General features: G+C 65.3%; 18 protein-coding genes. 5 read left to right on the top strand and 13 right to left on the bottom strand.

The features are described 5' to 3' along the window. Positions 1-171 precede the first annotated feature (171 nt). From CF161_RS09315 to CF161_RS09300, 4 genes are all read right to left on the bottom strand, one after another. Entirely contained in the window at positions 172-1,533 is a 1,362-nt protein-coding gene (locus tag CF161_RS09315) for a DUF1329 domain-containing protein (RefSeq protein ID WP_020296328.1), read from the bottom strand. Between the two features lie 26 nt (positions 1,534-1,559). Further along, positions 1,560-3,227 carry a DUF1302 domain-containing protein gene (locus CF161_RS09310; protein WP_020296327.1) on the bottom strand — a complete coding sequence of 556 codons (1,668 nt, stop codon included), beginning with the start codon at positions 3,225-3,227 and terminating at the stop codon, positions 1,560-1,562. Positions 3,228-3,288: 61 nt separating this feature from the next. Further along, complete coding sequence (locus CF161_RS09305) at positions 3,289-4,809, bottom strand: aldehyde dehydrogenase family protein (protein ID WP_020296326.1); 1,521 nt, start codon at positions 4,807-4,809, stop codon at positions 3,289-3,291. Then, positions 4,806-6,425 carry a GMC family oxidoreductase gene (locus tag CF161_RS09300; RefSeq protein WP_020296325.1) on the bottom strand — a complete coding sequence of 540 codons (1,620 nt, stop codon included), beginning with the start codon at positions 6,423-6,425 and terminating at the stop codon, positions 4,806-4,808. The genes CF161_RS09305 and CF161_RS09300 overlap by 4 nt, the downstream gene beginning before the upstream one ends. A 489-nt stretch (positions 6,426-6,914) precedes the next feature. Between CF161_RS09300 and CF161_RS09290 the strand changes: the two genes are divergently transcribed. Continuing rightward, the gene (locus CF161_RS09290) at positions 6,915-7,538 is read left to right on the top strand and encodes a TetR/AcrR family transcriptional regulator (protein ID WP_020296323.1); all 624 of its coding nucleotides are present in this window, start codon (positions 6,915-6,917) and stop codon (positions 7,536-7,538) included. A gap of 4 nt (positions 7,539-7,542) precedes the next feature. Here the strand turns inward: CF161_RS09290 and CF161_RS09285 are convergent, their stop codons facing one another. Together CF161_RS09285 and CF161_RS09280 are read right to left on the bottom strand one after the other, a co-directional pair. Further along, positions 7,543-8,454: a LysR family transcriptional regulator gene (locus tag CF161_RS09285; protein WP_020296322.1), complete on the bottom strand. Its 912-nt coding sequence runs from the start codon at positions 8,452-8,454 to the stop codon at positions 7,543-7,545. A 101-nt stretch (positions 8,455-8,555) separates the two neighbouring features. Next, positions 8,556-9,482 carry a zinc-binding dehydrogenase gene (locus tag CF161_RS09280; protein WP_020296321.1) on the bottom strand — a complete coding sequence of 309 codons (927 nt, stop codon included), beginning with the start codon at positions 9,480-9,482 and terminating at the stop codon, positions 8,556-8,558. 359 nt (positions 9,483-9,841) lie between these two features. Between CF161_RS09280 and CF161_RS09275 the strand changes: the two genes are divergently transcribed. The 3 genes from CF161_RS09275 to folE all read left to right on the top strand — a co-directional run bounded on the left by CF161_RS09275 (position 9,842) and on the right by folE (position 15,335). Further along, positions 9,842-13,405 (top strand): indolepyruvate ferredoxin oxidoreductase family protein, encoded by a 3,564-nt coding sequence (locus CF161_RS09275; protein WP_020296320.1) that lies wholly within the window; start codon positions 9,842-9,844, stop codon positions 13,403-13,405. Between the two features lie 108 nt (positions 13,406-13,513). Beyond that, positions 13,514-14,695, top strand: coding sequence for an acetyl-CoA C-acetyltransferase (locus CF161_RS09270; protein ID WP_020296319.1), 1,182 nt, complete (start codon positions 13,514-13,516; stop codon positions 14,693-14,695). Between the two features lie 82 nt (positions 14,696-14,777). Further along, positions 14,778-15,335, top strand: coding sequence for a GTP cyclohydrolase I FolE (folE, locus tag CF161_RS09265; RefSeq protein WP_020296318.1), 558 nt, complete (start codon positions 14,778-14,780; stop codon positions 15,333-15,335). A 117-nt stretch (positions 15,336-15,452) separates the two neighbouring features. On the opposite strand, the gene CF161_RS09260 is transcribed toward folE, so the two are convergent. The 6 genes from CF161_RS09260 to CF161_RS09235 form a co-directional block, all read right to left on the bottom strand. Further along, on the bottom strand, positions 15,453-17,105 hold the full coding sequence (locus tag CF161_RS09260) for a methyl-accepting chemotaxis protein (protein ID WP_020296317.1): 1,653 nt from the start codon (positions 17,103-17,105) through the stop codon (positions 15,453-15,455). 167 nt (positions 17,106-17,272) lie between these two features. After that, positions 17,273-18,295 (bottom strand): SMP-30/gluconolactonase/LRE family protein, encoded by a 1,023-nt coding sequence (locus CF161_RS09255; RefSeq protein ID WP_020296316.1) that lies wholly within the window; start codon positions 18,293-18,295, stop codon positions 17,273-17,275. A 37-nt stretch (positions 18,296-18,332) separates the two neighbouring features. Then, positions 18,333-19,721, bottom strand: coding sequence for a tripartite tricarboxylate transporter permease (locus tag CF161_RS09250; protein ID WP_020296315.1), 1,389 nt, complete (start codon positions 19,719-19,721; stop codon positions 18,333-18,335). After that, complete coding sequence (locus CF161_RS09245) at positions 19,718-20,182, bottom strand: hypothetical protein (protein ID WP_020296314.1); 465 nt, start codon at positions 20,180-20,182, stop codon at positions 19,718-19,720. The genes CF161_RS09250 and CF161_RS09245 overlap by 4 nt, the downstream gene beginning before the upstream one ends. A gap of 58 nt (positions 20,183-20,240) precedes the next feature. Further along, positions 20,241-21,167: a hydroxymethylglutaryl-CoA lyase gene (locus CF161_RS09240; protein WP_020296313.1), complete on the bottom strand. Its 927-nt coding sequence runs from the start codon at positions 21,165-21,167 to the stop codon at positions 20,241-20,243. Further along, positions 21,164-22,453, bottom strand: coding sequence for a hydroxymethylglutaryl-CoA reductase, degradative (locus CF161_RS09235; RefSeq protein WP_020296312.1), 1,290 nt, complete (start codon positions 22,451-22,453; stop codon positions 21,164-21,166). Before CF161_RS09235 ends, CF161_RS09240 begins: the two co-directional genes overlap by 4 nt. A 134-nt stretch (positions 22,454-22,587) precedes the next feature. Between CF161_RS09235 and CF161_RS09230 the strand changes: the two genes are divergently transcribed. Beyond that, positions 22,588-23,958, top strand: a complete 1,371-nt coding sequence (locus CF161_RS09230) for a PLP-dependent aminotransferase family protein (protein ID WP_020296311.1) — start codon at positions 22,588-22,590, stop codon at positions 23,956-23,958. A 38-nt stretch (positions 23,959-23,996) separates the two neighbouring features. Here CF161_RS09230 and CF161_RS09225 read toward each other — a convergent pair whose 3' ends face one another. After that, a complete protein-coding gene (locus CF161_RS09225; protein WP_020296310.1) occupies positions 23,997-25,355 on the bottom strand; it encodes an HD domain-containing phosphohydrolase in 1,359 nt (452 codons plus the stop codon). Positions 25,356-25,438 lie beyond the last annotated feature (83 nt).

The raw sequence follows: 25,438 nt of genomic DNA, 5'->3' as shown, positions 1-25,438 counted from the left end.
GGTCGCGTGAGTGGGCAACTGCGCCCGGGAATAATATAAACACATTTTAAATATCTGTTCATTTAAATCTGTAGCTGCGCCGCCGTCCCGACTGCCGACAAACCTGCGCACGCTAAAACCCGGGCAAAAAAAAGCGGCCCTCACAGGCCGCCAATGCGTGCTCGGCGGTGATCAGCGCTGGGTTTCCTGGGACACGATCGACTCGGGCTTCATGTCGCGCTCGGACAGCGGCGCATCGTGCACCTGATAGCCGCCCTTGAGGCCGTCGTTGAGCAACGACCACATGCCCTTGTTGAAGTCGTAACTGACGTTTTTCACGGTGTACGGCAGGTTCTTGTCATACAGCTGCACCCCGCTCTGGAACAGCGCGCGGTACAGCACTCCGGCCTGGTCCCAGGCGTCGTACAAACCGGCACCGAAGGTGTCTTCGTCCAGGTAATAGGTGCGCTTGCTGTACACGTGGCGCTTGCCGGGTTTGAGCGTGGCCTCCACCACCCACACCCGGTGCAGCTCCCAGCGCTCGCAGGCGGGATTGGCGTGGTGCGCCTGGAACTGCTGCTCCTGGCCACAGCTGAAATAGAACTTGTAGGCGTTATAGGGGATGTACATTTCCTTGCGCCCCACCAGCTTGTAGTCGAAGCGGTCCTGGCTGCCGGAGAACATCTGCAGCTCGTCGAACAGGTTGACCCCGCCCTGGTTCGGCACCGGGGTGTCATAGGCGAATTCCGGCGCCAGCTTGATCCGGCGCATGCCCGGGGTGTAGCTCCAGGCCCGGCGCGGCTGGGCCTGGGGGTCAAGGTAGTCGGCGAGGATGATCAACTGCCCGGCGCTGCGGGCCGGGTAGCTGTCCAGCGCCCAGGCACGGTAGTACAGCTGGGGGTCACGATCCGCCTGCTTGACCTGGTAGTACGGGGACTCTTCCATGGTCGCCGACTCGGCGGTCTTGGTCACCGAACCCTGGGAGTCGACCACCCAACTGTTGGACGACGCGGTGGTGGTGTAGCCCGCGCCCTTGTAGCGCAGTTGCTGGTTCCAGATCACCTCGTTGCCATTTTGGGGCAGCGGGAACGGCAGCCCGCCACGGCACGCCGGGTCCACCGCCAGGTTATCCCGGGTGGCATGGCAGGTGCTGGCATTGCGCACGGTGGCATCGAGCATCTCTTGCGGGTAGGCCGCAGTGCGATGGCTCGGGTAGATGTCCAGGTAGTACTCGGGGAATTTGCTCAGGAGCATTTTCTGGCCGCCGCTCAGCCGGTCGGCGTACTGCTGCATGTTCTTCGAGTCGATGCGCAGCAAGGGTTTCTCATCCTTGAACGGGTCGACCCAGAACCCGCTGTCCGGCTTGAAACCCGGCGGGCTTTGCCGTAGGCCGCCGGTGTAGGGGGGAATGCTGCCATCGGCATTGCCCGCGATGATTGCGCCGAACGGGGTAAGGCTCTTGCCAATCTGCGCCACCTGGTCGGCCGGTGCCGCACCCAGGCTGCAAGTGGCGACGCTCAACAGCGCCAGCGCCCATGCACATTGTCCTTTCATAAACAGGTACTCCGTTTTTGGCTATGTCAGATGGAGGTTTTGAAGGTGAAGGCCAGCCAGCCACGGTCGGTTCCGCCCACGGCGCCGTTGCCGCCGACCCCATCGCCGGGGCCGGTCCTGGACTGGGCCGCGCTGTCGGCATACCGCAGGCCGAACTCGTAACGCTGGGCATAGGTCATCTGCACCCCGGCGGACCAGGTCAGGGCACCTTCGTTACCGCCGCCGGCGGTGGCGGCATTGCCGTACAGGCCATAGTTGACGGTCAGCGGCACGCTCATGTCCCACGACGGCAGCACCGACAGGTACTGCGGCGTGTAATTGACTGCCAGGGCCGCGTAGTCACGGGTCGAACAGCCATCACGCTTGCTCCCCGAGCCCGGCGTGCCGACCTTGGGGTCCACGCAATTGGCGCTGTGCTCGCCCAGGTACAGCTCTTCGTGCTCGGTCACTTTGCGCAGGTGGCTGTAGACGAACTCGCCGACCAGGGTGGCGTTCTTGGCGATGAAGTTGCGCGGCACGCCGTACACCGCGTTGGCCACGAAGTGCAGGCTGTCGCCGCGCGGGCCCTGGTTATCGTCCGGGTCAATGCCCACCGCATTCAACGCCCCCCCTTTGCGGTAGGAGATCTCGCTGCCGACCGACACCGTGTCCAGCACGGTGGAAAAGCTCAGGCCGAGCAACTTGACGTTACGCGGGTAAACCAGGCGGTAGCTGGCGGTGGCGGCCGACACCTGCGGCGCCAGCCAGGGTTGATAGTCGTCGAACTGGCGGTAGTACAGGCCGAGGGTGGATTGGATCGCATCGACGTCGTACTTGGCCATCACCCCCCAGTTGGCGGAGTCGCGGCCAAACCTGGATTGCTCGCGCTTGAAGGAAAACCCCGGCGCCACCGGCAGCCGGTCCGGGCCTTCGAAAAACGGGTCGGCGGCGCCGAAGTAGGTCCCGCCGTAAGGCATGCGGGTGTAGTCCCACTCGTAGAAATACTGCGCCGCCAGGGTCAGGTTATCGGTGGCCTGGGCCTTGGCCGAGATCTGCCCGATGGGCAGGAACACTTCCTTGGTTTCGATACCCGGGCTGGTCACGGCCTTGGCCCCGTCCAGGGGCGCCTGGGAGTAGGAAATCGCATGGGCGCCAAACAGCAAGCCTTCGCCCCAGTAGTTGGTGTGACGACCCGCCTTGATGTTGACCGAGGCATCGCCGAGGCGGAAATTCTTCCACACGAAGGCATCGAGAATTTCCCCCGACGGGCCTTCGGCGTAGCGCTTGACCTGCCCGCTGTAGCGATCGTTGTCGTAGCTGCTCTGGTAGCCCGCGACGTGGCTGCGCACATCGTTATCGTGATAGGCCTGGTCATACCAGCCCGCGGCGCTGACCCGCGCGCCCCAGTCCTTGCGGTATGAAAAGTCGATTTCGCTGAGCACGTCGACGCGGTTGGTGACAATGTCGCCCTTGTCGAACTTGCCATCGGACTCGTCGTAACTGGGGTTGTTCATGATGCGCCGGTCCTGGTGCTCCATGCGCATGCCCAGGTTGTAGCGCAGCGTGTTGTCCCAGCGCAGGCGGTAATCCGGGTCCGGCAGCTCGATGGAAGCCGCCAGCGCGCTACGGCCCTGCCCCAGCGCCAGCTCGGCGACCACCAGCAGTGCCAGGGTGTACCGCGCACGCAGGGCTCCCTGTGTACTCATGTGTTTCATGCAAACCACCTTTTGTTTTTATTGTCAGTCGTGCTGTCTGCGTCGCCGAAGGGCGTCGCGGCTAGCGCCCGATGGGGTAGATGATGGATTTTTCCTGAGTGAACTCTTTCAGCCAGTTCGGCCCGAATTCGCGGCCGATCCCGGAGCGTTTGAAACCGCCGATCGGCGCGTACGGCAGGCCGCCACTGCCGCCGTTGAGGTACACGCTGCCGGCACGGATGCGCCTGGCCAGGGCATAGGCAGTGGCGGCATCGGCCGAGGCCACGGCGCCGTTGAGGCCGAAGCGCGAATCGTTGGCGATGGCCACCGCCTCCTCGTCGCTGTCGAATCCCAGGACCACGCCCACCGGGCCGAAGATTTCTTCCTGGGCCACGGTCATGTCGTTGCGCACGTTATCGAACAGGGTGATCTCGCTGAAAAACCCCTGGCGCAGGTGCGCCGGGCGTCCGCCACCGCAGACCAGGGTGGCCCCGGCATCGCGACCGCTGGCGATGAAGCGCTCGACCTTGGCCCGCTGCGACTCGCGAATCAGCGGGCCCATCATCACGCTGGGGTCCGCCGGGTCGCCGATCTTCCACTGCCCGGCAATCGCCTTGGCGCACTGCACGAACTGCTCGCGCACCGAGTGATGCACCACGAACCGGGTCAGCAGCGCGCAGCCCTGCCCCGCATTCACCGCCAGGCCGGCTACCGCGCCCAGGGCGGTGGCCTGGATGTCGGCATCGGCACGCACGATCAGAGCCGACTTGCCACCCAGCTCCAGATGCACACGCTTCAGGGTCGGCGCGGCCTGGCTCATGATGCTGATGCCCACGGCTTCCGACCCGGTGAACGAGACCATGTCCACCCGCGGGTCGCTGCTCAACTGGCTGCCGACCTCGATGCCGCCGGTGACAATGTTCAACACGCCCCTGGGCAGGCCGATTTCCTCGGCGATCTCGCCGAACAGCAATGCCGAATACGGCGTGAAGGGCGAAGGTTTGAGCACCAGGGTATTACCCGCCAGCAAGGCCGGAAAAACCTTGGCCAGGTTGAGCAGGAACGGGAAGTTGTAGCCGGTGATGCCTGCTACCACCCCGATCGGCTCGCGCTCGACGGTGCCGCTGCCCAGCAGCATCGGCCCGCCCGGGTTGAACGGATTGGGGTTGGCGTGCACCGGGATCTGCTGGCTGTCGCTGTGCAGTGACTGCTCGATGGCGGTCAATACATGGGCCAGGGGCATGTCCACCTGCATGGCGTAGGTCACGCCCTGGGAGCAGCCCACCTCGGCGATGATCAGCGCCGCAAGCTGTTCCCGGCGGGCCACCAGCGCAGCGTGCATGCGCCGCAGGTAAGCGCCGCGTTCAGCCATGCTCAACCAGGGCCAGGGACCGTTGTCGAAGGCATGCCGCGCCGCGACCAGTGCGGCGTCGGCGCTGTGCCGGTCACCGACCGGAGCCCAGCCGATCACCGCTTCGGTGGCCGGGTTGAGCACGGCTTCCAGCGGGCCGTCGACGCTGACCCAGGCCCCGTCGATATACAGATGGTCCAGGTGGGTGAAGGGAACATCACTGTTGCCGGGGTGGCGGGTGTGCTGATTCATGGTGCTGGGGCTCCTGAGGGTATACCGGTGATCAGTTCTGCGGCACGCATGGCGATGGCCATGGCCGGGGCATTGGTGTTGCCGGACACCAGGCACGGCATCACCGAGGTATCGACCACCCGCAGGCCCGCGACGCCGCGCACACGCAGTTCAGGGTCGAGTACCGAGGTGCTGTCGGCGCCCATGCGGCAGGTGCCGGAAACGTGGTAGGCGGTCTGGCCGAAGTGGCGAAACGCAGACAGGATCTGCTCATCGCTCTGCACCGGTGCGCCGGGGGTCAGCTCGGCGACGATGAACGGCTTCAGCGCCGGCTGCGCGGCCAGGCGGCGGAACCAGCGAAACAGGGCAACCGCCGAGGTGCGGTCGATCTCGGCGCTCAAATAGTTGGCGTTGATCTGCGGCGGCACCCTCGGGTCCGCCGACTGGATGCGCACCTCGCCCTGGCTTTGCGGGCGCAGGAAATAACCGCCGATGGTCAGCCCGGGCTGCTTGTCGATCTCCACCTTGTTGCCGTCGCCGTCCATGGAGTACAGGCTGACGCCAATTTGCGCGTCCGGGCGGTCCAGCTCGGGCCGGGTCTTGATAAAACCACCGGCCTCGTGAGCCGCGTGCGTCATCGGACCCTTCCTGCGCAGAAAGTAGCGGGCCAAGGCGCCGAGCAGGCCCAGGCCATGAAAGCAATGGTTGAAGCTGCCCCGGGTGACCCGGTACTGCATGGCCATGTACACGTGCTCGCGCAGGTTGCGACCGACTTCGGGGGCGTCCTGCAACAGCGGGATCCCCAGCCGCTGCAACAGCTCGGCCGGGCCGATACCGGACAGTTGCAACAGCTTGGGCGATTCGATGGCCCCCGCGCACAGCAGCACCTCGCGGCGCACCGTGAACCGCGTCTGGCCGTCGCCGCCGCTGACCCGCACCGCAGAGGCCCGGCGCAGGGTGAACTCGATGCGTTGCACGTCGACGCCGGTCATCACCGTCAGGTTCGGCCGGCGGCGCACCGGGTCGAGGAAGGCCCTGGCGGCGCTGAAGCGCTGGCCCTTCCAGGTGGTCTGGGGCTGGTAGCCAAAGCCGCCGCAACTGACGGCGTCGACGTGGTTGGTGTCTTCGCTGCGTGCCACGCCCAGCGCTCCCGCCGCGCTGATCACGGCGTCGCACAGGGCATCGCCCGAGGGATGCAGCGTGACCTTGAGCGGTCCGCCCACGCCGCGCCACTGGCTGGCCCCCAACTGGTGGTCTTCCAGGGCTACAAATTGCCGGCCCATATCGGCCCAGCCCCAGCCCACGCAGCCTTGCGCTTCCCAGTGGTCGTAGTCGGCCGGTGCGCCGCGCACATAGACCATGCCGTTCACCGAGCTGGAGCCGCCCAGGGTCTTGCCCTTGAGCCACTGTTCGTCACCCATGCCCTCGCCCCGGGCCGCCTGGTAGCTCCAGACATGGGGGTTGCCTGGGCTGAGCAGTTTGCCGATGCCTCGGGGCATGGCGATCAAGGGACTGCTGTGCTCCGGGCCACTCTCGATCAACAGCACCGAGACCTGGGGGTCGGCGGACAGTCTGTTGGCCAGGACACAGCCAGCCGACCCCGCGCCGATGATGATGTAGTCGTAGGTTTTGCTCATGCTGGTTCTTCTTTTTCAGGTTGCGGTAAGCCGGAGGCCGCCTGGATCCATTAGCCCCGGAAGGGCTGCTGTGCATCGACGGGCAACCGGGCGTAAGGCGTGAGGCCGATGCTGATTAAGGGGTGTGAGGCCTGGAGGGTGCACCGCAGATTCTCGCAGCGGCGCGGGATCCAGAGATCGAAATGGCCTATCAGGTGCAGCGCAACCTGTGCGGGAACAGGTATCGGGGTGGCGGGGGTGTGGCTCATTATTATTCTCCAGGGTCTCTGACGGACTGGAGATACGGTAAGACCGAGTGCCTTAAGCCACAACGAACAGAACCGCGAATCTGTTCGGCGAACCGGCCAACAATTAACACTTTTGTGCAAACTGTTCTAAAACTTAGGTTGCTTGCACAGAAAAGCCTATGCCACTGTTTAAACCTCACCGCCAGGCAGCTGCCATGCCGGGCGCCAAGACTCCAATAAGAACGCTCAGCAGAGGTACCGGATGACTCGTTCCGCTTCCGTACAATTAGCCGACAAAAGCCACTCCAGACAGCGCCATGCCCTGCGCTCGCAACGCACCCGCGAACTGTTGCTGGACCACATGTACCGCCTGGCCCTGGAAAAGGACTACGGCGAAATCACCGTTCAGGAACTGCTGGATCGCACGGGGGTGGCCCGCTCCACGTTCTACGCCCACTTTCGCGACAAGGAAGACCTGATCGCCGCCGGCTACGAAGCCATCGGCACACCCGCCACCAAAGTCACCGAAGTCAGTGGCGACCGCCGCGTGGTGCTGGATGTCTCGACCTGGCTGTTCAGTGCCACCGAGCGCCATGCGGCGCTGACCACGTCTTTTTTCAGCGGGCCCGGGCAGAGCGTGATCCTCGCCCACCTGGAAAACATCCTGATCATCCAGGTGCGCGAGCACTACCGGAAACAGGGGCTGTACCAGGTGGCGCAGATGCGGGGCGAAGTGGCGGTGCGCTGTTTTGTCGGAGCGCTGATCGGGCTGTGGCTATGGTGGGTGCGCCATGGTTACCCGAATTCGGCGCGGGAAATGACCGAGACCTTCGACAGCCTGATGAACAACGGCCACTGGCCGGCCAAAGGCTGTACCTGCCGCTGAAGGCCTAGGACGCGCAGGCCATGATCAGGAACTGGCGCAAGGCCTGGGCCGGCTCCGACAGGTGCTGGTCCGGGAGCCAGATCAGCCCCAGTTCCATGGGGGGAATCGCGTCCACCAGCGGCCGGATCTCGATCTTCTTGCCCTCCAGGGACCAGGCCCGGTACAGCATGTCCGACAGAATCGTCACGCCGAAGCCGTGCCCCACCAGGCCACGCAATGCCTCCAGGGACGAGGTGCGAAACGCCACCTTGGGCGCCAGGCCACGGGACTCCCAGTAGCGCAGCGTCGAGGCATCGCCCTCATCCAGCGTGGCGAGGATATAGGCGTGCTCGGCCACGTCTTCAAGATTGATCGAGCTGGCCGCCATTAGCGGGTGCTGGCTGGACAGCCACAGCTGGCGCCGCGAGCGAATCAACACCTGGTGCGCGAACACTTGCAGGTTGGGGGTGTTGGACACAATGGCCAGGCCCAGGTCGAGGTCGCCATTGCTCACCGCGGCCTCGATGCTCTGGCGGTCCATGTCGACCAGATCGATCTCGACCTGCGGGTAGCTGCGCTTGAAGCGTGCCAGCAACGCCGGCAGAAAGTAGCCCAGCACCGTGTATGAAGCGCCAACACGCACCGTGCCGCGCATGGCATGGCTCAGAAACAGCGGCTCGCTGAGGGCGTCCTGCAGGGTGTCGAGGATATGCCGTGCATGCTGGGCGAACTTGTTGCCTTCGGCGGTCAGCGTCACTCCATGGGGCAGGCGCTCGAACAGGCTGACGCCCAGGGTGCCCTCCAGTTGCAGGACCGCGGCGGTGATCGCCGACTGCGACACGTGCACCTTGAGCGCCGCCTGGGAAAACTGCCCGGTATCGGCGGCGGCCACAAAATAGCGCAACTGGCGCATGGAAATATCTTTGCCCTTGGTCATCGGGTGCCCTGCTGCCTGCCCGCGGAATTAAGGAGCCGTCGTCAAACCTGGGCCAGCACTGAAAGACGCCCCATCGAGGGCGCCTTGGCCATCCAGAGGACTTAGCGGCGAATGGTCGCGGTGATTTTGGCGTGGGGCCCCGCAACCTGCGCCGCCCAGGCTTGTGCCGCCTGATCGAGGGTGTAGTCGGCGTAGTCGACCTGGATCTGCTGCTCGCGGGCAATCGTCAGCAATCGCCGCCAGATCTGCTCGCGGTCTGCGGGCGGACGCTGTCCGGTGCCGATGCAGGACAGGTTGCGAAACAGCAGGTCGGCGATGTCCAGGTTGAGCTGGCGCCCGGCGCCGGTGCCGATGGTCATGATCCGTGCGCCCCAGTTGGTGGCCTTCAACGCCGTCAGCATGGGCTGCCCGCACACCAGGTCGAGCACCACATCGAATCCGCCATCGGCGGCATCCTTGAGCGCAGCGACATCATCGCTGCTGCCCAGGGCCACCACGGCATCGGCCATCCCGCGCGACCGCAGGCGCTCCAGGGCCTGGGCAGAACGCGCCGCACCCACCACCTTGCCGGCGCCCATGCCGCGCACCAGTTGCAAGGCGATCTGGCCAAGCGTACCGGTGGCGCCCAGGATCAGGACCTTCTCGCCCTTCTGAATCTGCGCTTTCTCCAGCGGCACGATGGCGCCGGTGGCGGCGATGCCCATGCTGATCGCGGTTTTGTCGTCAACCTCGTCCGGCACGTCCCAGACTTCCGCCTGGGGCACCAGGGTGCGCTCGGCCCAGGCGCCAAAGGGCAACACCGAGCGCTCACCGAAATACACCCGGCGCCCGTCCGGGGCGCGGCCCACGCCTTCGCCGCGAATGACGCAGGGGTATTCCACCCCGAGCCGGTACGCCCCCAGCACATCCCAACCGCCCAGGCCGGCCGTGTCGACGTCGATCAGAACCGCGCCGTCCTGGGGTTGTGGGTCACGAAACTCACCCACCAGCGGCGGCGCATTGCGTTCGGAAATGATTGCTGCACGCATGGCATGCTCCTTGTCTGTTTTGTTTTAAGGTTGCGCATCGAGCAATAGTTGAACATTTTTCTATTATTTGTCCATAAATTTACCAAACACTGATTCAAGGGTCCTGGTGGACGCCCCCAAACAACGCGGAGCAGCGCCTGGCGTCGGGGCCTGAGCAGCAAACCAAACACTGATCAGGACACACCCTTGCAGGCTTCACACACCCAGCGCTGCAGCCCGGACCCGGTATCTGCAAAGCCAATACCACCTGCCTGTTTTTGTGATTTTACGATGGCAAGGACGCTCCCTAGACTCCGGCCCACAACAAGGCGACGCCATGCTCCCGGCGCCGTCGCGAGAATAAAGCCTGGAGGATGAACATGAGTGCGTCCCCGTCCCTGGATGACAAGTACGTCCAGCACAGCGGAAAAGTTTTGCTCACCGGGATCCAGGCGCTGGTCCGCCTGCCCCTGATGCAGCGTCAGCGCGACCTGGCCAACGGCCTGAACACCGCCGGGTTCATTTCCGGCTATCGCGGCTCGCCCCTGGGCGGCTTCGACCAGGCGTTGTGGAAGGCCCGCGACTACCTCAAGGAGCACCACACGGTGTTCCACCCCGGGATGAACGAAGACCTCGCCGCGACCTCGATCTGGGGCACGCAGCAGGTCAACCTGTTCGAGGGCGCAACCTACGACGGCGTGTTCGGCATGTGGTACGGCAAAGGCCCGGGCGTCGACCGCTGCGGCGATGTGTTCCGCCACGCGAATGCCGCCGGCACCTCGCGTTTCGGCGGGGTCCTGGCGATTGCCGGCGATGACCATGGCGCCCGTTCCTCGTCGCTGCCGCACCAGACCGAGCACATTTTCAAGGCGGTGATGATGCCGGTGCTGGCCCCCTCCGGGGTGCAGGAATACCTCGACTACGGCATGCACGGCTGGGCCATGTCGCGCTATTCCGGCTGCTGGGTGGCGCTCAAGGCGGTCGCCGATACCGTGGAAAGCGCGGCCATCGTCGACATCGACATACACCGTGTGCAACCGCTGATCCCGGACATCGCCCTGCCCCAGGGCGGCCTGAATATCCGTTGGCCGGACCCGCCCCTGGCCCAGGAACAAAGGCTGCTGGAGCACAAACTGTATGCGGCCCTGGCCTATGCCCGCGCCAACCGCCTCGATCGCATCGTGCTGGACTCGGCCAAGGCCCGGCTCGGCATCATCACCTCCGGCAAGTCTTACCTGGACGTCTGCCAGGCCTTGAAAATCCTGGGTATCGACGACGCCTTGGCGCAGCAGATCGGGTTGCGCGTGTACAAGGTGGGCATGGTCTGGCCGCTGGAGGCCGAAGGCGTCCGGCAGTTCGCCGAAGGCCTGGAAGAGATAGTGGTGGTCGAAGAAAAACGCCACATGATCGAGTACCAGCTCAAGGAAGAACTCTACAACTGGCGCGAAGACGTTCGCCCGCGCATCGTCGGCAAGTTCGACGACAAGGGTGAATGGAGCCTGCCGCACACCGACTGGCTGCTTCCGGCGGTCAACGACCTGACCCCGGCGATGATTGCCCGGGCCCTGGCCAAGCGCATCTTGCGCCTGCATCAAAGCGGCCCGCTGCAAGTGCGGCTGGCGGTGCTCGATGCGCAACTGGCGAGCAAAGGCCAGTTCAGCAACCTGATGGAGCGCGTGCCCCACTACTGCTCCGGCTGCCCGCACAACACCTCGACCAAGGTCCCCGAGGGCAGCCGTGCGCTGGCCGGAATCGGTTGCCACTACATGGCCGCCTGGATCTACCCGCAAACCCAGACCTTCAGCCAGATGGGCGGCGAAGGCGTGGCCTGGATCGGCCAGGCGCCCTTCACCACCACCCAGCATGTATTCGCCAACCTGGGGGACGGCACCTACTTCCACTCGGGCATCCTGGCGATTCGCGCGGCCATCGCGGCCAAGGTGCAGATCACCTACAAGATCCTCTACAACGACGCCGTGGCCATGACTGGCGGCCAGCCGGTGGACGGCAGCCTCAGCGTGGCGCAGATCAGCCGGCAGTTGGCAGCCGAAGGCGTACAGAGGCTTGTGGTGGTCAGCGACGACGTGGAGAAATACCAGCACATCCATGACCTGGCAGACGGCGTGCCGGTGCTGCGCCGCGACAAGATGGACGAGATACAGCACGAGCTGCGGCAGTTCCCGGGGGTGTCGGCGATCATCTACGACCAGACCTGCGCCGCGGAAAAACGCCGCCGGCGCAAGCGCGGCAAGTTCCCCGACCCGGCGCGCCGGGTGGTGATCAACGAAGCCGTGTGCGAAGGCTGCGGCGATTGCAGCAGCAAATCGAACTGCATGTCGGTGGTGGCGGTGGAAACCGAGTACGGCCGCAAGCGGGAAATCGATCAGTCGTCCTGCAACAAGGACTTCACCTGCCTCAACGGTTTTTGCCCCAGCTTCGTCACGGTCGAGGGCGGCACCTTGCGCAAGCCCAAGGCGCTGGCCACCGCTGCCGACGAAACCTGGGACTTGCCGAGCCCCGCCAGCATGGCCCTGGACCAGCCCTACAGCATTCTGGTGACCGGGGTCGGCGGCACCGGCGTGGTGACCATCGGCGCCCTGCTCGGCATGGCGGCATTTATCGAAGGCAAGGGCACGCTCAACCTGGACATGGCCGGCATGGCGCAAAAAGGTGGCGCGGTGTGGTCCCACATCCGCATCGCCGCCCACCAGGAGCAACTGTTCGCCCCGCGCATCGCCGAAGGTGAAGCCGCCCTGCTGCTGGGCTGCGACCTGGTGGTCAGCGCCAACAGCGAAACCCTCTCCAAGCTGCGCCAGGGCGTGACCCATGCCTTGGTCAACAGTGAAGAAAGCATCACCAGCGCCTTTGTCCGCACCTTTGCCCAACAGGCGCAGAGCGGCGACCTGCAGCAACACCCGGACCCGCAGTTCCATAGCCGCAGCATGTCGGCGCAGATCGCCGAAGCTGTGGGGCCGGACCGCGCGGACTTTATCGACGCCAGCAAGATCGCCACGGCGCTGATGGGCGACTCGATTGCCACCAACACCTTCATGCTCGGCTATGCCTACCAGAAAGGCTGGTTGCCGGTGGGTGAAGCCGCGCTGCTGCAAGCCATCGAGCTCAATGGCACCGCCGTGGCCTTCAACCTTGCGGCCTTTGCCTGGGGCCGGCGCAGCGCCCAGGACCTGCCACGGGTCCTGCGCAAATTGCAGGCCGGCCAGGTGCACGCTGCCGACCGCCTGCTGTCCCAGAGCCTGGAAGAAACCCTGGCACGACGCATCGCGTCCCTCAGCGCCTACCAGAACCCGGCCTATGCCGAGTGTTACCGGCAGCGCGTCGGGCAATTCATGGCGGCGGAAACGGCGTTGCTCGGGCAACCGGGGAAACTCTCGGCCGCCGTGGCCCGCTACTACTTCAAGGTGCTGGCGATCAAGGATGAATACGAGGTGGCCCGGCTGTTCACCAACGGCGAGTTCCTGGAAAAGATTCGCGCCACCTTCGAGGGCGACTACAGCCTGCGCTTCCACCTGGCGCCGCCGCTGCTGAACGACAACGCCGGCGGCCGCGACCCGAAAAAACGCAGCTTCGGACCCTGGATGCTCCAGGGCTTCAAACTGCTGGCCAGGCTCAAGTTCCTGCGCAACACCTGGCTCGACCCGTTTGGCTACACCCATGAGCGCCGGGTGGAGCGGGCCTGGCTGGCCAACTACGAAGCCCTCATGGACGAGGTGCTGCAAGGCCTGAGCCTCGAGAAACTGCAACTGGCCCAGGACCTGTTGGAGCTGCCCGACAGCGTGCGCGGCTACGGCCCGGTCAAGGAACGTTTCCTGGGCCACGCCGAGCAGCGCCAGGCGCACTTGCTCGAACAATGGCGCAACGGCCCGGGCCCGCAGTTTCACCCGGCCACCCCGAGCGTCGACACAATCGCCTTGACCCAGCTCTAGGCGCCCACACCCTGGCGCTGCGGCGCCGGGGCAGCGATTTCCTGCCACCTGGCAGGGCCTGGCGACTCGGCAAGGGCGCCAGGCCTTTTATTCAAGGGGAGTACAGATATGCAAGACGTCGTCATAGTCGCGGCCACCCGCACCGCCATCGGCACCTTCCAGGGCGCCCTGGCCACCACCCCCGCCGTGGAGTTGGGCAGCGTGGTGATCCAGGCCCTGCTGAAGCAGGCCGGCATCGAGGGCAGCCGGGTGGATGAGGTGATTCTCGGCCAGGTGCTGACCGCCGGTTGCGGGCAGAACCCGGCGCGCCAGGCAGCGCTGAACGCCGGCCTGCCCCATGGGGTGTCGGCCATGACCCTGAACAAGCTCTGCGGCTCCGGGTTGAAATCCGTGGCCCTGGCGGCCCAGGCGATTCGCTGCGGCGATGCGCAGGTGGTGATTGCCGGTGGCATGGAAAACATGAGCCTGGCCCCCTACACCCTGGCCAAGGCCCGCACCGGCTTGCGCATGGGCCACGCGCCACTGGCCGACTCGCTGCTGGAGGATGGCCTGCTCGACGCCTTCAACGGCTACCACATGGGCATCACCGCGGAAAATCTGGTGGACGGCCACGGCCTGACCCGGGAACAACAGGATGCCTACGCCCTGCGCTCCCAGCAGTTGGCCTGCGCGGCCCAGGAGGCTGGGCGTTTCACCGCGGAAATCACCCCGGTGTCGATTGCCCGGCGCCAGGGCGAGCCGCTGCTGTTTGCGGCGGATGAACAACCCCGTCCCCAGACCAGCGCCGACAGCCTGGCCAAGCTCAAGCCGGCGTTCAAGAAAGACGGCAGCGTCACCGCCGGCAACGCCTCGGCGATCAACGATGGCGCGGCGGCGGTGCTCTTGATGAGCGCGAGCACGGCCCGGGAATTGGGCGTGCCGGTGCTGGCCACGATCAAGGCTTACGCCAGTAGCGGGGTCGACCCGGCGATCATGGGCATCGGCCCGGTCTCGGCCACCCGCAAATGCCTGGGTAAAGCCGCCTGGAGCCTGGAGGAGCTGGACCTGATCGAGGCCAACGAAGCCTTCGCCGCCCAGTCACTGGCGGTGGGCAAGACCCTGGGCTGGGACAGCGCCAAAGTCAACGTCAACGGCGGCGCCATTGCCCTGGGCCACCCGATTGGCGCCTCGGGTTGCCGGGTGCTGGTGACCCTGCTTCACGAAATGGCCAGGCGCGATGTCAAAAAAGGCCTGGCGACCTTGTGCATCGGCGGCGGCATGGGAGTCGCCCTGGCCGTGCAGCGCCCTTGAGCCGCAGCTGTTGCACCAAGGCTTGAGCCAGGCACAGACCTGGCCGGCCCGCACCTTTCACCCCTGACAACAAGGTCGACCAATGAACCCAGAGCTGGCGAACAACTACCGCGAAATCCTCCAGGGCGTGGGTGAAGACCCGCAGCGCGAAGGCTTGCTGGACACACCGCAACGGGCGGCAAAGGCCATGCAGTACCTCTGCCATGGCTACCGCCAAACCCTGGAGGAAATCGTCAACGGCGCGCTGTTCGAGTCGGACAACGATGAGATGGTGATCGTGCGCGATATCGAGCTTTATTCACTGTGCGAGCACCACCTGCTGCCCTTTATCGGCAAGGCTCATGTTGCCTACATCCCCACCGGCAAGGTCCTGGGCCTGTCGAAGGTGGCGCGGATCGTCGACATGTTCGCCCGGCGCTTGCAGATCCAGGAAACCCTCACCCGGCAGATCGCCGAGGCCGTGGCCCAGGTCACCCGGGCTGCAGGGGTAGCGGTGGTGATCGAAGCCAAGCACATGTGCATGATGATGCGCGGCGTGGAAAAACAGAACTCGGTGATGAGCACCTCGGTGATGCTCGGAGCGTTTCGCGAGTCGTACAACACCCGCCAGGAATTCCTGCAACTGATCCGCGATCGCTAACCCCGAGCGCCCGCCGCGGCTGAGCTTCGCCTGGCGCGGCGGTTGATCTTCAATCCCCCAAGGCCCGGGCCGACGCCGGCCCAGGCTGATCCGGGGTGCTCTGGGCACCCGGGTGTGTCAGACCTCGAAACGAAAGCGCCCAACGGCCAGGTTCAGCTCATCGGACAATTCGCGCAGGGACACCACGGCGCTGGACACCTGGTGGGTGATCGCGTCGCCCTCCCCGGCCATGCGCGCGATGTGCTCGACATTCGCCGCAATCCCGCGCCCGCCGGCGCTTTGTACGCTGACCGCATCGGCGATCCGGTCGACGCCGCGAGTGGAGTCGCCTACCAGCTCCGCCGCCTGCAACAGAGTGGTCTCTAAATCACTGAGCAGCCGGCCACTGTCATCCAGGGCCACAGTGCCGGCGCGCAGGGCTTCCTCGACGACCTCGGACTGCCCCTCCAGCTTGACCGTCAACTCATTGATCGAATTGGCCGAACGCGCCGAACGCTGGGCCAGGTTGCGCACCTCATCGGCCACCACGCTGAAACCGCGCCCGCTCTCGCCGGCCCGGGCCGCCTCGATCGCCGCATTGAGCGCCAGCAGGCTGGTTTGCGCAGAGAGGTCCTTGACCTGGGTAATGCTGGTGGTGATGGCCGTGGTGCTCTCGACAAAATCCCCCACCGAGCCACGGATCGCCGAAAACGCATGGCGCACGCTGTCGATGTTCTCCAGCAGGCGGGCCAGTGCCAGGTGGCCGTCCTGGGCCCCGCGCAGGCTGGCCTCGGCGGAACTGCGCAGGCTTTCGGCGTGGGTCGAGATGGCGCTGATACCATCGCTCATCTGCTCGATGGTCATGGACACCGCCCCCACGGCGCCGGCCTGGGCCGTGGAACTCTCGGCCACCCGCGCCGAAGCCCCCACCAGCTCTTCGGCCGAGGCTCCGACCGAAGCGGCAACGGCGGCCACCTGGCGCATGGCCTGCTGGAAACCGTCGATCAGTTGGTTGAACGCCTGGGCGGTGTGGGCGATTTCATCGCGGCCTATCACCCGTACGCGCCGGGTCAGGTCGCCGTCACGCAAGTGGATGGACGCCTGCTCGATCTCGCGGATCGGGCGGATGATCTGCCCACGCAACAACAGGCTGCCAAGCACCGCCAGAGCACTGGCGGCCAACAACACCACCACCAGCATGCGCGACACCTGGCGCTGCATGGCCCCGGCCTCGGCAAACGCCTCGGAGGTCAGTTGCGCCTGCAACCCCAGCAGGCGGTTGAACTGGCCTTGCAAACCGTTGTTGTCGGCGCGGACCCGGCCCAGCAGCGAGGCCGCCTGCAACTGATCGCTCAGGGCCATGCGCTTGAACTCGGCCAGCCCCTCGCCCACCACCTCGGCCTGCTCCTGCACCGCCTGGTAGAGGGCTTTTTCGTCGTCCCCCAGGCGCGTTTCCCGGGCCACCTTGTCGAGCCCGGCACGCATTTCGTCGACACTGGCCTGCATATCTTCCAGGTACGACTCCAGCTCCTCGGCGGAGGCCTGGCCATTGGATTCGAGAATGCGCGCGCCGGTGGCATAGGCGCCGACCATTGCCGCCTGGGAGGCCGCGGAAGTTTCCAGCACCTGGCGATACTGCTGGAACCGCAGCTGGTCGATTTCTTCGATCACCGCCTGCTGCTTGGCCAGCCCGCGATAGGCCATCCCCGAGACGAGCAACAGCGCGAGCACAAACAACCCGGGCAGCACCAGAAGCTTGGCGCCGATGGAAAGGCTTTTCAGGAAGGACATGATGGTTACCGTTCTTGTTGTTATAGACATGACTGCGCAGGCGCGAGCGCCCGCATAATTCTTTATACAGTATTCAATTCTATAACCAGAACGTTGATCTGGAAAAATCTACAGCCTGCTGCAACCTCCAACAACCGCGCGCCCCAGCCACAGGGCGCGCCTCACTCTCACTGATGGGAATACAACGGCAACGCCTTGGCGAACCCACGGGCGCGGAAGATGGCGCTGCCCTGCCCCAGGTCGCCGTCGCTGGCCACCAGGTACACCTCGTTGGTGCCGGGCTTGAGCGCCAGGCTGGTGGAGCGCAGGAAGTGCCCGTCGTCACGCCCCGGGATCAGGATCTGGCCGATCGGCAGGCCGTTGGGGTTGAGCACCAGCACCCGCCCCTGGCTGTACTGGGCCACATACAGGTTGCCGTCCTGATCGACCCGCATCGAGTCCGGCGACGGGCCGTTGAAGCGGTACACCACCGCCTCGCCGAACGGGGCAATGGTCTGCGCATCCTTGAGTTCGATGCGGTGCAGCAGCCCGGTGGCGAACTCGGTGACCCACAGGGTCTTGCCGTCGGGCGACAGGGCAATGCCGTTGGCGATGGCCAGCCTGGGCAGGATCGGCACGATCTGCTGGCTGCCTGGCGCCACGTAGTACACGCCGCCGGTGGGTTCGGTGGAGGTGCCCTTGAAGTCGGTGAAGTAGAAACCGCCCTGGCGGTCGAACACCAGGTCATCCACCAGAAAGTGCCGGTCGCCGGCGATGAGCACCTGCGGCGCCGAGCCATCGGCGTTGTAGACCGTGAGGTTGCCGCTGTCCTTGAAGTTGCCCAGGCCGGCCACGAACAGCCGCCCGTCCTTGTGGATCGCCAGCCCGGCCGAGCCCAGGGCGTTCTTCGGCACCACGACGCTGAGCCGGCCCTGAGGGTCGGCCTTGAGCACCTGGCCGCCGAAGACTTCGACAAACAGCAGGTTGCCGGCGCGGTCGAACGACGGCCCTTCGAGCTGCAAGCCCTGGTCCGAGACCTGCAGCCAGCGCTGGGCAGTGACCGTCGGCAGGTCGCGCTCGGCCACCGGCAGCGCCTGCAACCGGGCGCCTCCCGGTGGGTAGGTCAGGCTCGGCAACGGCTCGGCGGCTTGGGCTCCAGGCCCCACGGCGACCAGGGCGAACAGCAGGGAAAACGCAATCAGCTTAGGCATGATGAAACCCCGAGAGTGTGGTTATGCAGGCCATAGGTCAGGCACCCAGCAGCGCGGCCAGGGCCGGCACCGTGAGTACGGCGGTGTAGTAGCCCATGAACTGCACGCCGATGTTGAAGCCCAGGAAACGCGAGAGAAAACCGCCCAGCAGGCCCACGGTGATGATCACCAGCAGGCCGAGCAAACCGCCCTCCCAGATGCCGATCACCAGGATCAGCCCGACAAAGGTCGCGATCACCGCTTCATGGCTGATCTTGCGCGACACGTAGGACGCCGCGCGGTGGGCGTAATTCATGGTGAAGGGGTAGGCAATCAGGATCGCCACCACCACCGCCAGCAGGCCGTAGCCGAGGAATTCCCAGGTGCTGAGCAGCGAGTGCAGGTTGTTGACCTGGCCCGAGGCCGCGTCGACGCTGAAGCGTGGTGGCGCGTTGAACAGCGGCGCTGCCGGTCCCGCGGCCACCGGGCTCAGGGGCAGGCCGAAGGCGATCAGCGGGATCAGCGCCTCGGCGATGTAGGTGGCCTCGGTCACGCCATTGCGCGCGGTAATCACCGTGGTCAGGCGGTGGTAGACATGCCGCACCCGGGAGCCCACCAACTCGCCCATGATCACGGTCATGGCCACTGGGCTGAAGACGAAGGTGGCACTGGAAATCACCGCGGTGATGCCGGTCCACAGGCTTTGCTTGCGGTCCAGGACCTTGAGCGGGTTGGGGAAGAATCCGCCCCAGCTCTTGACGTCCGGCGACAGCGAAAAGGTCCGCACCTGATCGCGGCGCATCTTCGCCCGCTCCGTCGGGGCCAGCATGGAAAACAGCGCGGCGATCAACGGCCCGATGGCGATCCCCAGAAAGTAACTGACGCTGAGCTTGACCCCGTACTGCCCGGTGAAGCTTTGCAGGCCAAGGATCACCATCACGAAGGGGATCAGGGTCAGCACCGCCGCCAGCCGGCCCTTGGAAAACCAGGCAATGGCCACCGCCGCCGCAAGAAAGACCCAGGGCGCCGCGTGTTTGATCATGTCGCCGAACGGCGCCAGCATCACCGCGAACAGCACCGCCATCGGCACCGCGATCAAGGCCGCGATCACCGCGCCGGAAATCATCTTGCGCAGGGCAATGTGCGGCACCCCCAGGTTGCGCAGGAAGTTGGCCTCGCGCATCAATGGCGTGGCCATGGTGTCGCCGGGAATGCCCAGCAGCGCCGTGGGCACCGCGTGGGTCATGTGCTTGGCCACCGCGCCGGCCAGGAAGAAGGTCAACACCCCGGGCGCCGGCACGCCGAGCAGCACCACCAGCAGGGTCAGGGGCGCCAGGGTGGTGGTTTCATCGCTACCGGAAATCAGGCCGATGCCGGCAAAGATCAGCGCACCGAGGATGCCCATGCCCAGGGCCATCAGGAGTGTGTCGAGCAAGGGCGCGATCATGGGCGAACACCCTGTACGGGGCCCACGGTGGCCGGCAAGTCACTGCCCGGTGCCGCTGCGGCCTGGGCCTGCTCGTACTGGGCGAACAATTCGTAAAGGTCCATTTCCCGCAGTTCGGCGATGGTTTCCGGCGGCAGGTCGCTGAGCCGCCCCAGGTCGCCGAACTCGCTTTGCAGCTCGATCAGGACCTGGGTCCGCGTCCGCAGATCCGCCTGGTGTTCCACCACGTGGCGCTTGGGCTTGAACAGGCGGGCACTGATGGCGCCGCCGATCAGGCAACCGACGATCCCCAGCAACATGGCGTAGGCCCGCGCCATCTGCGCCGACTCGACCCAGCCATTGAGCAAATGCTGGGCACCGAAAAATGCGCCGAGGCTGACGCAGGCACCAATGCCGATCGAATAAATCAGGTGACGACCGTCAATCGTGTCGCCCCACACTTCATAGAGTTCGGGTTTCAAAGCACTTCTCCCACCGCCCCTGCGGGCTTTTATTGTTATGCACGTGAAGAGCTACCACTCAATGGGCGATGGCCAGCCGTCCCTTGGCCTGCAACGCCTGCGCCACCCTCGACCCGGTTTCCCGGCCCAGCCGGGCATTGATAAAGGCCCCGGCCGCCATCAGCCGATCCAGGTCGACGCCATGCTCCATCCCCAGGCCGTCCAGCAGGTACACCAGGTCTTCGGTGGCCACATTACCGGTGGCGCCCGGGGAATACGGACAGCCCCCCAAACCCGCGACCGAGCTGTCGAACACCCGGACCCCAGCCTCCAGCGCGCTGTGCACGTTGGCCACGGCCATGCCGTAGGTGTCATGAAAATGCCCGGCCAGGGCCGTCACCGGCACCACCTGGCTGCACGCCTCGATCAAGGCGCGGGTGGCCCTCGGCGTGCCGCTGCCCAGGGTATCCCCCAGGCTGATTTCATAGCAGCCCATGGCGTACAGCGCGGCGCTGACCGTGGCCACCGCTTCGGGCTCGACCCGCCCGCTGAATGGGCACTCCATGACGCACGACACATAGCCCCGGACCTTGATCCCTGCCGCGCACGCGCCTTGCAGCACCGCCTCGAAACGCTCCAGGCTGCGGGCAATCGAGCAGTTGATGTTTTTTTGCGAGAACGCTTCGGACGCTGCGGCAAACACCGCCACCTCGCGGCAACCCGCTGCCAGCGCCGCCTCCAGCCCCTGGACATTGGGCACCAGGGCGGTCCAGGTCACCCCGGGGCGCTCGGGCAGGGCCCGGAACACCTGATCCGACCCGGCCATTTGCGGCACCCAGCGCGGCGAGACAAACGCCCCCGCCTCCAGGGTGCGCAAGCCGGCATCCGCCAAGTGCTGCAGCAGTTGCAGGCGGACCTCGGGGCTGAGGACCTGCGCCTCGTTCTGCAAGCCATCTCGGGCGCCGACTTCCACCAGGCGCACCGCCTGTTGCGCGGCGCGGCTCATCCCTCGGCGCGCTTGTGTGCCAGCAGCGCCGCTGCATTGTCGGCGCGCACGTCACGGGCTTCGACCATCTGTTTCACCAGCCAATCCACCTCAGGCCCGCGCGCCCCGGCAGACAAGGCAATGTTGCGTGCATGCAGGGCCATGTGCCCGCGCTGGATGCCTTCAGTGGACAGGGCGCGCAAGGCCCCGAGGTTTTGCGCCAGGCCCACGGCCACGGCGATTTCCGCCAGCTCCTGGGCACTCTTGACCCCGAGGATGCGCAGCGACAGCTGGGCCAGGGGGTGGGTCTTGGTGGCGCCACCTACCAGGCCTACCGGCATGGGCATTTCCAGGGTGCCCACCAGGTGCCCCTGGCGGTCTTTTTCCCAGGTGGTGAGGGAGCCGTAGTGGCCGTTGCGGCAGGCGTAGGCATGGGCCCCGGCCTCCACCGCGCGCCAGTCGTTGCCGGTGGCGACGATCAGCGGGTCGATGCCGTTCATGATGCCTTTGTTGTGGGTTGCGGCGCGGTACGGGTCGATTACCGCGAAGTTGTAGGCATCGAGGATGCCCTCGATCACCTCTTCGCCCTTGTACGCGGTGGTGGCCAGCAGCTCGGGGGCAATGCGCACCTGGGCCCGGGCCAGGCGCAGGTCGGCCAGGTTGGAGAGGATGCGCAGGCGCACCTTGCCGCCGGTGATTTCCTCCATCAACGGCGCCACGGCCTCGGCCATGGTGTTCACGGTGTTGGCGCCCATGGCGTCGCGCACATCGACGATCAAGTGCGCCACCAGCATCGGCCCCCGTGGGCTCTGGGCAAAGGTATGGACTTCGATATCCCGGCAGCCGCCGCCCAGTTGGTTGAGCAACTGGTCCTTGCGGTTGGCCAGTTCGATGATGTCCGCCTTGCGCCGCATCAGGCTCAGCCGGGCGTTGAACGGGTCCTCGACCTCGACGATCTGCACCTGGGCACGCATCAGCGGCAGCGAGCTGGAGGTCTGGAAGCCCCCGGCTTCGCGGGCCAGCTTGGCCATGAACGAGGCCGCGGCCACCACCGAGGGTTCTTCGACCACCAGGGGCACGATCACATCGCGGCCATTGATCTGGAAGTTGCTGGCCACCGCATAGGGCAGTTCGAATTTTCCGATCACGTTTTCGATCATGCCATCGGCGATTTCCAGCGGCAGTGCGCCGGCATCGCGCAGCAGCGCCACGTCGGCGCCGGGCAGTTGCAGCAGCTCCTGCAAGTGATTCAGGCGTTCGGCCGGGGTCATGCTACGGAACATGGGGAGGCGGGAGTCGAGGCTCATAAAAATCCTGTCGCAGTTATTGTTGTTCAGTGAGCGCCACCCTAATCCGCTGCGTCGCGGCAAAGAAGGTACAGTTTGGACAGACAGTACCCACGCTGTACCCTGCGCATAATTCCCCCCCAGGACTTCCCCCCATGGCGCACCTGACCCTGGCCCAGCAACTGGCGGCGTCGCTTGCCGAGCAGATCGGCAATGGCACCTACCGCGTCGGCGACCGCCTGCCGTCCCTGCGCGAATGCATGCGCCTGTTCGGCCATTCGAAAAACACCGTGATCAATGCCTACGAGGCGCTGGCCTCCCAGGGCCTGGTGGAGGCGCGCCATGGCCAGGGCTTTTTCGTCAAGCAGGGCGCGCCCAATGGCAGCGAACCCGAGGAACCGCCGCCTTACGCCCGGGCCATGGACACCATCTGGCTGATGCGCCAGCAGTTCGTGCGCGAGCCCGGGCAGTCCCCCCTCGGCGAGGGTTTTGCGCCGGTGGAGTGGCTGATGGACATGCGCCTCGACAAGTTCACCCGGCAGATCATGCGCACCGGGGTCAGCACCCTGTTCCGCTACGGCAACCGCCTGGGCAACGCCAGCCTGCGCCAGCACCTGGTGCAGAAGCTGGCGGCCTACTCGATCAGCGCCACCCCGCGCCAGATCGTCACCACCCACGGCGCCAATCACGCCCTGGACCTGATCATCCGGCGCTTTGTCGGCTACGGCGATACGGTGCTGGTGGAAGACCCGGGCTACTACCCGCTGTTCGGCAAGCTGCAATTGCAGGGCGCGCGCATGCTGCCGGTGCCGCGCCTGCCGGACGGGCCGGACCTGGACGTGCTCGAACAGCACCTGCGCGTGCATAAGCCCAAGCTGTTTTTCATCCAGTCGATCGGCCATAACCCCACCGGCTCCGACCTCTCGCCGAGCAAGGCGTTCCGCCTGGTGCAACTGGCCCAGGCGCACAACCTGATCCTGGTGGACGACGACGCCCTGGCCGATTTCAAGCCGGCCTCGGCCATCAGGGTCTCGGCCCTGGATCAGTTGCAGCGCTCGTTATATGTCGGGAGTTTTTCCAAGTCGGTGTCGGCGGCGCTGCGGGTCGGTTTTATCGCCGGCAGCAAGGAGCTGATCGATGAACTGGGCGACCTGAAGATGCTGCTGCACACCAGTTCATCGGAGTTCTGCGAGCGCACGGTGGACGTGATCCTCACCGAAGGCCATTTCCTGCGCCACCTGATCCGCCTCCAGGAGCGCCTGCGCAGCGCCACCGACAGCGGCTTGCAGTTGCTGGAGGAAATCGGCGCCGAGGTGTTCGTGCGCCCCGAGCAGAGCCTGTACCTGTGGGCCCGCTTTGCCCATATCGACGATGCCCGGGAGCTGACCCGGCAACTGCTGCCCAAGGGGTTCATGATCGCCCCCGGGCACATCTTTTCCCCGGAGCAATCGCGGATCAACCCCTGGACCCGGCTCAACGTCGCCTACCTCAATGACCCGCAGCTCAAGGCGGTGTTGCAGCGCTGAGGGGGCATGTTCGATGCCCTCAGGCGCTCAAGGGCTGCTCAGGAGGCCAGGGTCGCGGTCTCGAGCGGCTCTTCCGGGATTTTCACAAAGACCGTGTATTTGCCGCCCTCCATGGCCTCGAAGGCGATCAGCTTATCCACCAGGGCCATGCTCAGGACCTTGCCCGCATTGAGCAGCAACATGCCGTTGTCGGCATTCAGGTTGCGCGCCAGGATCATCCCGGCGGCCAGTTCCCGGGTGCTCAGGTCCTTGACGCTTGGATCGGCCAGGGTCACGTCGCTGAGGAAGGTGGCGCAGACCTTGACGAAGTCTTCCACCAGGTCCGGGTCATACAATTTTCCGGCGTATTTGCGAATGAACAGCAGCGCCTCGTCGCTGTTCATCTGCCGTTCGAGGACCAGCCCGCGCTGCAACTCGATAAAGTCCACCGCCAGCTTCAGCCAGCGCGAGCCCAGGGGAATCGCCGAGCCCTTGAGGTGATCGGGAAAGCCGGTGCCATCCCAGCGCTCCTGGTGATGCAGGATGATCCGCGCCGCGTCCTTCATCGGCTCCAGGGTCATCAACAACGACTCGCTCTGCTTCGGATAGGCCCGGTACAGCTCGCGCTCGGTGTGATAAAGCAAGTCGGCCGGGGCCGTCATCATGCTGTCGGTCCAGCTCAGCTTGCCGATGTTGTAGAGCGCGGCAGCCATGCTCATGTCGCGGCTTGCGGCGTCGTCCAGGCCATGGCTGGCGCAGTAGACGCGAATCAGTTCGATGATCTGCCGGTTGGTCTGCTTGGCCTTGGGCAAGCGCAGGTTGGCCAGCAGTGAAAAGACCTCGGTTCCGGTCACGTAGCTGCGCTTGAGCTCTTCATAGGCCAGGTCGAGCATGTCGGCGGTCTGCTGCAGCTCGGCGGTGCGGGCCGCCACGTGTTTTTCCAGAGTCACGTTGAGGCTGCGCAGCTGTTCGTTCTGCTGCTGGGTCAAGGTTTCCAGGCGCTGGCGTTCGCTTTCCGAATGCTGATAGACCAGGGCCTGGCGCAAAGTCACCAGCATTTCGTCGTCGTTCCAGGGCTTGCTGATATAGCGATGAATCTGCCCTTCATTGATGGCCTTGGCGATCATCGTCATGTCGGCGTACCCGGTGAGCAGGATCCGCAGCGTCGAGGGATAAAGCCGATGGATGTGCGCCAGCAGGGTCGCGCCGTCCATGCCCGGCATGCGCGCATCGCTCATGACCACGTCCACCGGTCGCTGCCCAAGGATTTCCAGGGCCTTGGCGCCGCTGTCGGCCAGCAGGATCTCGTAAGGCTGGCTGCGCAACAGGCGGCGCAGGCTGTTGAGGATCGGTTCTTCGTCATCGACCAACAGAATCGTCGGCCGGTGCTGAGTCACGCCGTTTTCATACTCGTCCATGCATCCCCCTTCCGTTTGACGTCTATCAGACTCACCGTGGGCATCAGACTAGATGAATTGCGCTCGCGGCGTACGAATTGAAT

Source organism: Pseudomonas sp. CF161 (assembly GCF_000416215.1).
Lineage (GTDB): Bacteria > Pseudomonadota > Gammaproteobacteria > Pseudomonadales > Pseudomonadaceae > Aquipseudomonas.
This window is presented reverse-complemented; position numbering and strand designations above follow the sequence as displayed.

Coding starts and splice junctions, on each gene's coding strand:
- CF161_RS09310 (WP_020296327.1), bottom strand. CDS start 3,227: ATGAAACACATGAGTACACAGGGAGCCCTGCGTGCGCGGTACACCCTG.
- CF161_RS09240 (WP_020296313.1), bottom strand. CDS start 21,167: ATGAGCCGCGCCGCGCAACAGGCGGTGCGCCTGGTGGAAGTCGGCGCC.
- CF161_RS09280 (WP_020296321.1), bottom strand. CDS start 9,482: ATGCGTGCAGCAATCATTTCCGAACGCAATGCGCCGCCGCTGGTGGGT.
- CF161_RS09230 (WP_020296311.1), top strand. CDS start 22,588: ATGGCGCACCTGACCCTGGCCCAGCAACTGGCGGCGTCGCTTGCCGAG.
- CF161_RS09225 (WP_020296310.1), bottom strand. CDS start 25,355: ATGGACGAGTATGAAAACGGCGTGACTCAGCACCGGCCGACGATTCTG.
- folE (WP_020296318.1), top strand. CDS start 14,778: ATGAACCCAGAGCTGGCGAACAACTACCGCGAAATCCTCCAGGGCGTG.
- CF161_RS09235 (WP_020296312.1), bottom strand. CDS start 22,453: ATGAGCCTCGACTCCCGCCTCCCCATGTTCCGTAGCATGACCCCGGCC.
- CF161_RS09290 (WP_020296323.1), top strand. CDS start 6,915: ATGACTCGTTCCGCTTCCGTACAATTAGCCGACAAAAGCCACTCCAGA.
- CF161_RS09260 (WP_020296317.1), bottom strand. CDS start 17,105: ATGTCCTTCCTGAAAAGCCTTTCCATCGGCGCCAAGCTTCTGGTGCTG.
- CF161_RS09300 (WP_020296325.1), bottom strand. CDS start 6,425: ATGAGCAAAACCTACGACTACATCATCATCGGCGCGGGGTCGGCTGGC.
- CF161_RS09305 (WP_020296326.1), bottom strand. CDS start 4,809: ATGAATCAGCACACCCGCCACCCCGGCAACAGTGATGTTCCCTTCACC.
- CF161_RS09255 (WP_020296316.1), bottom strand. CDS start 18,295: ATGCCTAAGCTGATTGCGTTTTCCCTGCTGTTCGCCCTGGTCGCCGTG.
- CF161_RS09285 (WP_020296322.1), bottom strand. CDS start 8,454: ATGACCAAGGGCAAAGATATTTCCATGCGCCAGTTGCGCTATTTTGTG.
- CF161_RS09315 (WP_020296328.1), bottom strand. CDS start 1,533: ATGAAAGGACAATGTGCATGGGCGCTGGCGCTGTTGAGCGTCGCCACT.
- CF161_RS09250 (WP_020296315.1), bottom strand. CDS start 19,721: ATGATCGCGCCCTTGCTCGACACACTCCTGATGGCCCTGGGCATGGGC.
- CF161_RS09270 (WP_020296319.1), top strand. CDS start 13,514: ATGCAAGACGTCGTCATAGTCGCGGCCACCCGCACCGCCATCGGCACC.
- CF161_RS09275 (WP_020296320.1), top strand. CDS start 9,842: ATGAGTGCGTCCCCGTCCCTGGATGACAAGTACGTCCAGCACAGCGGA.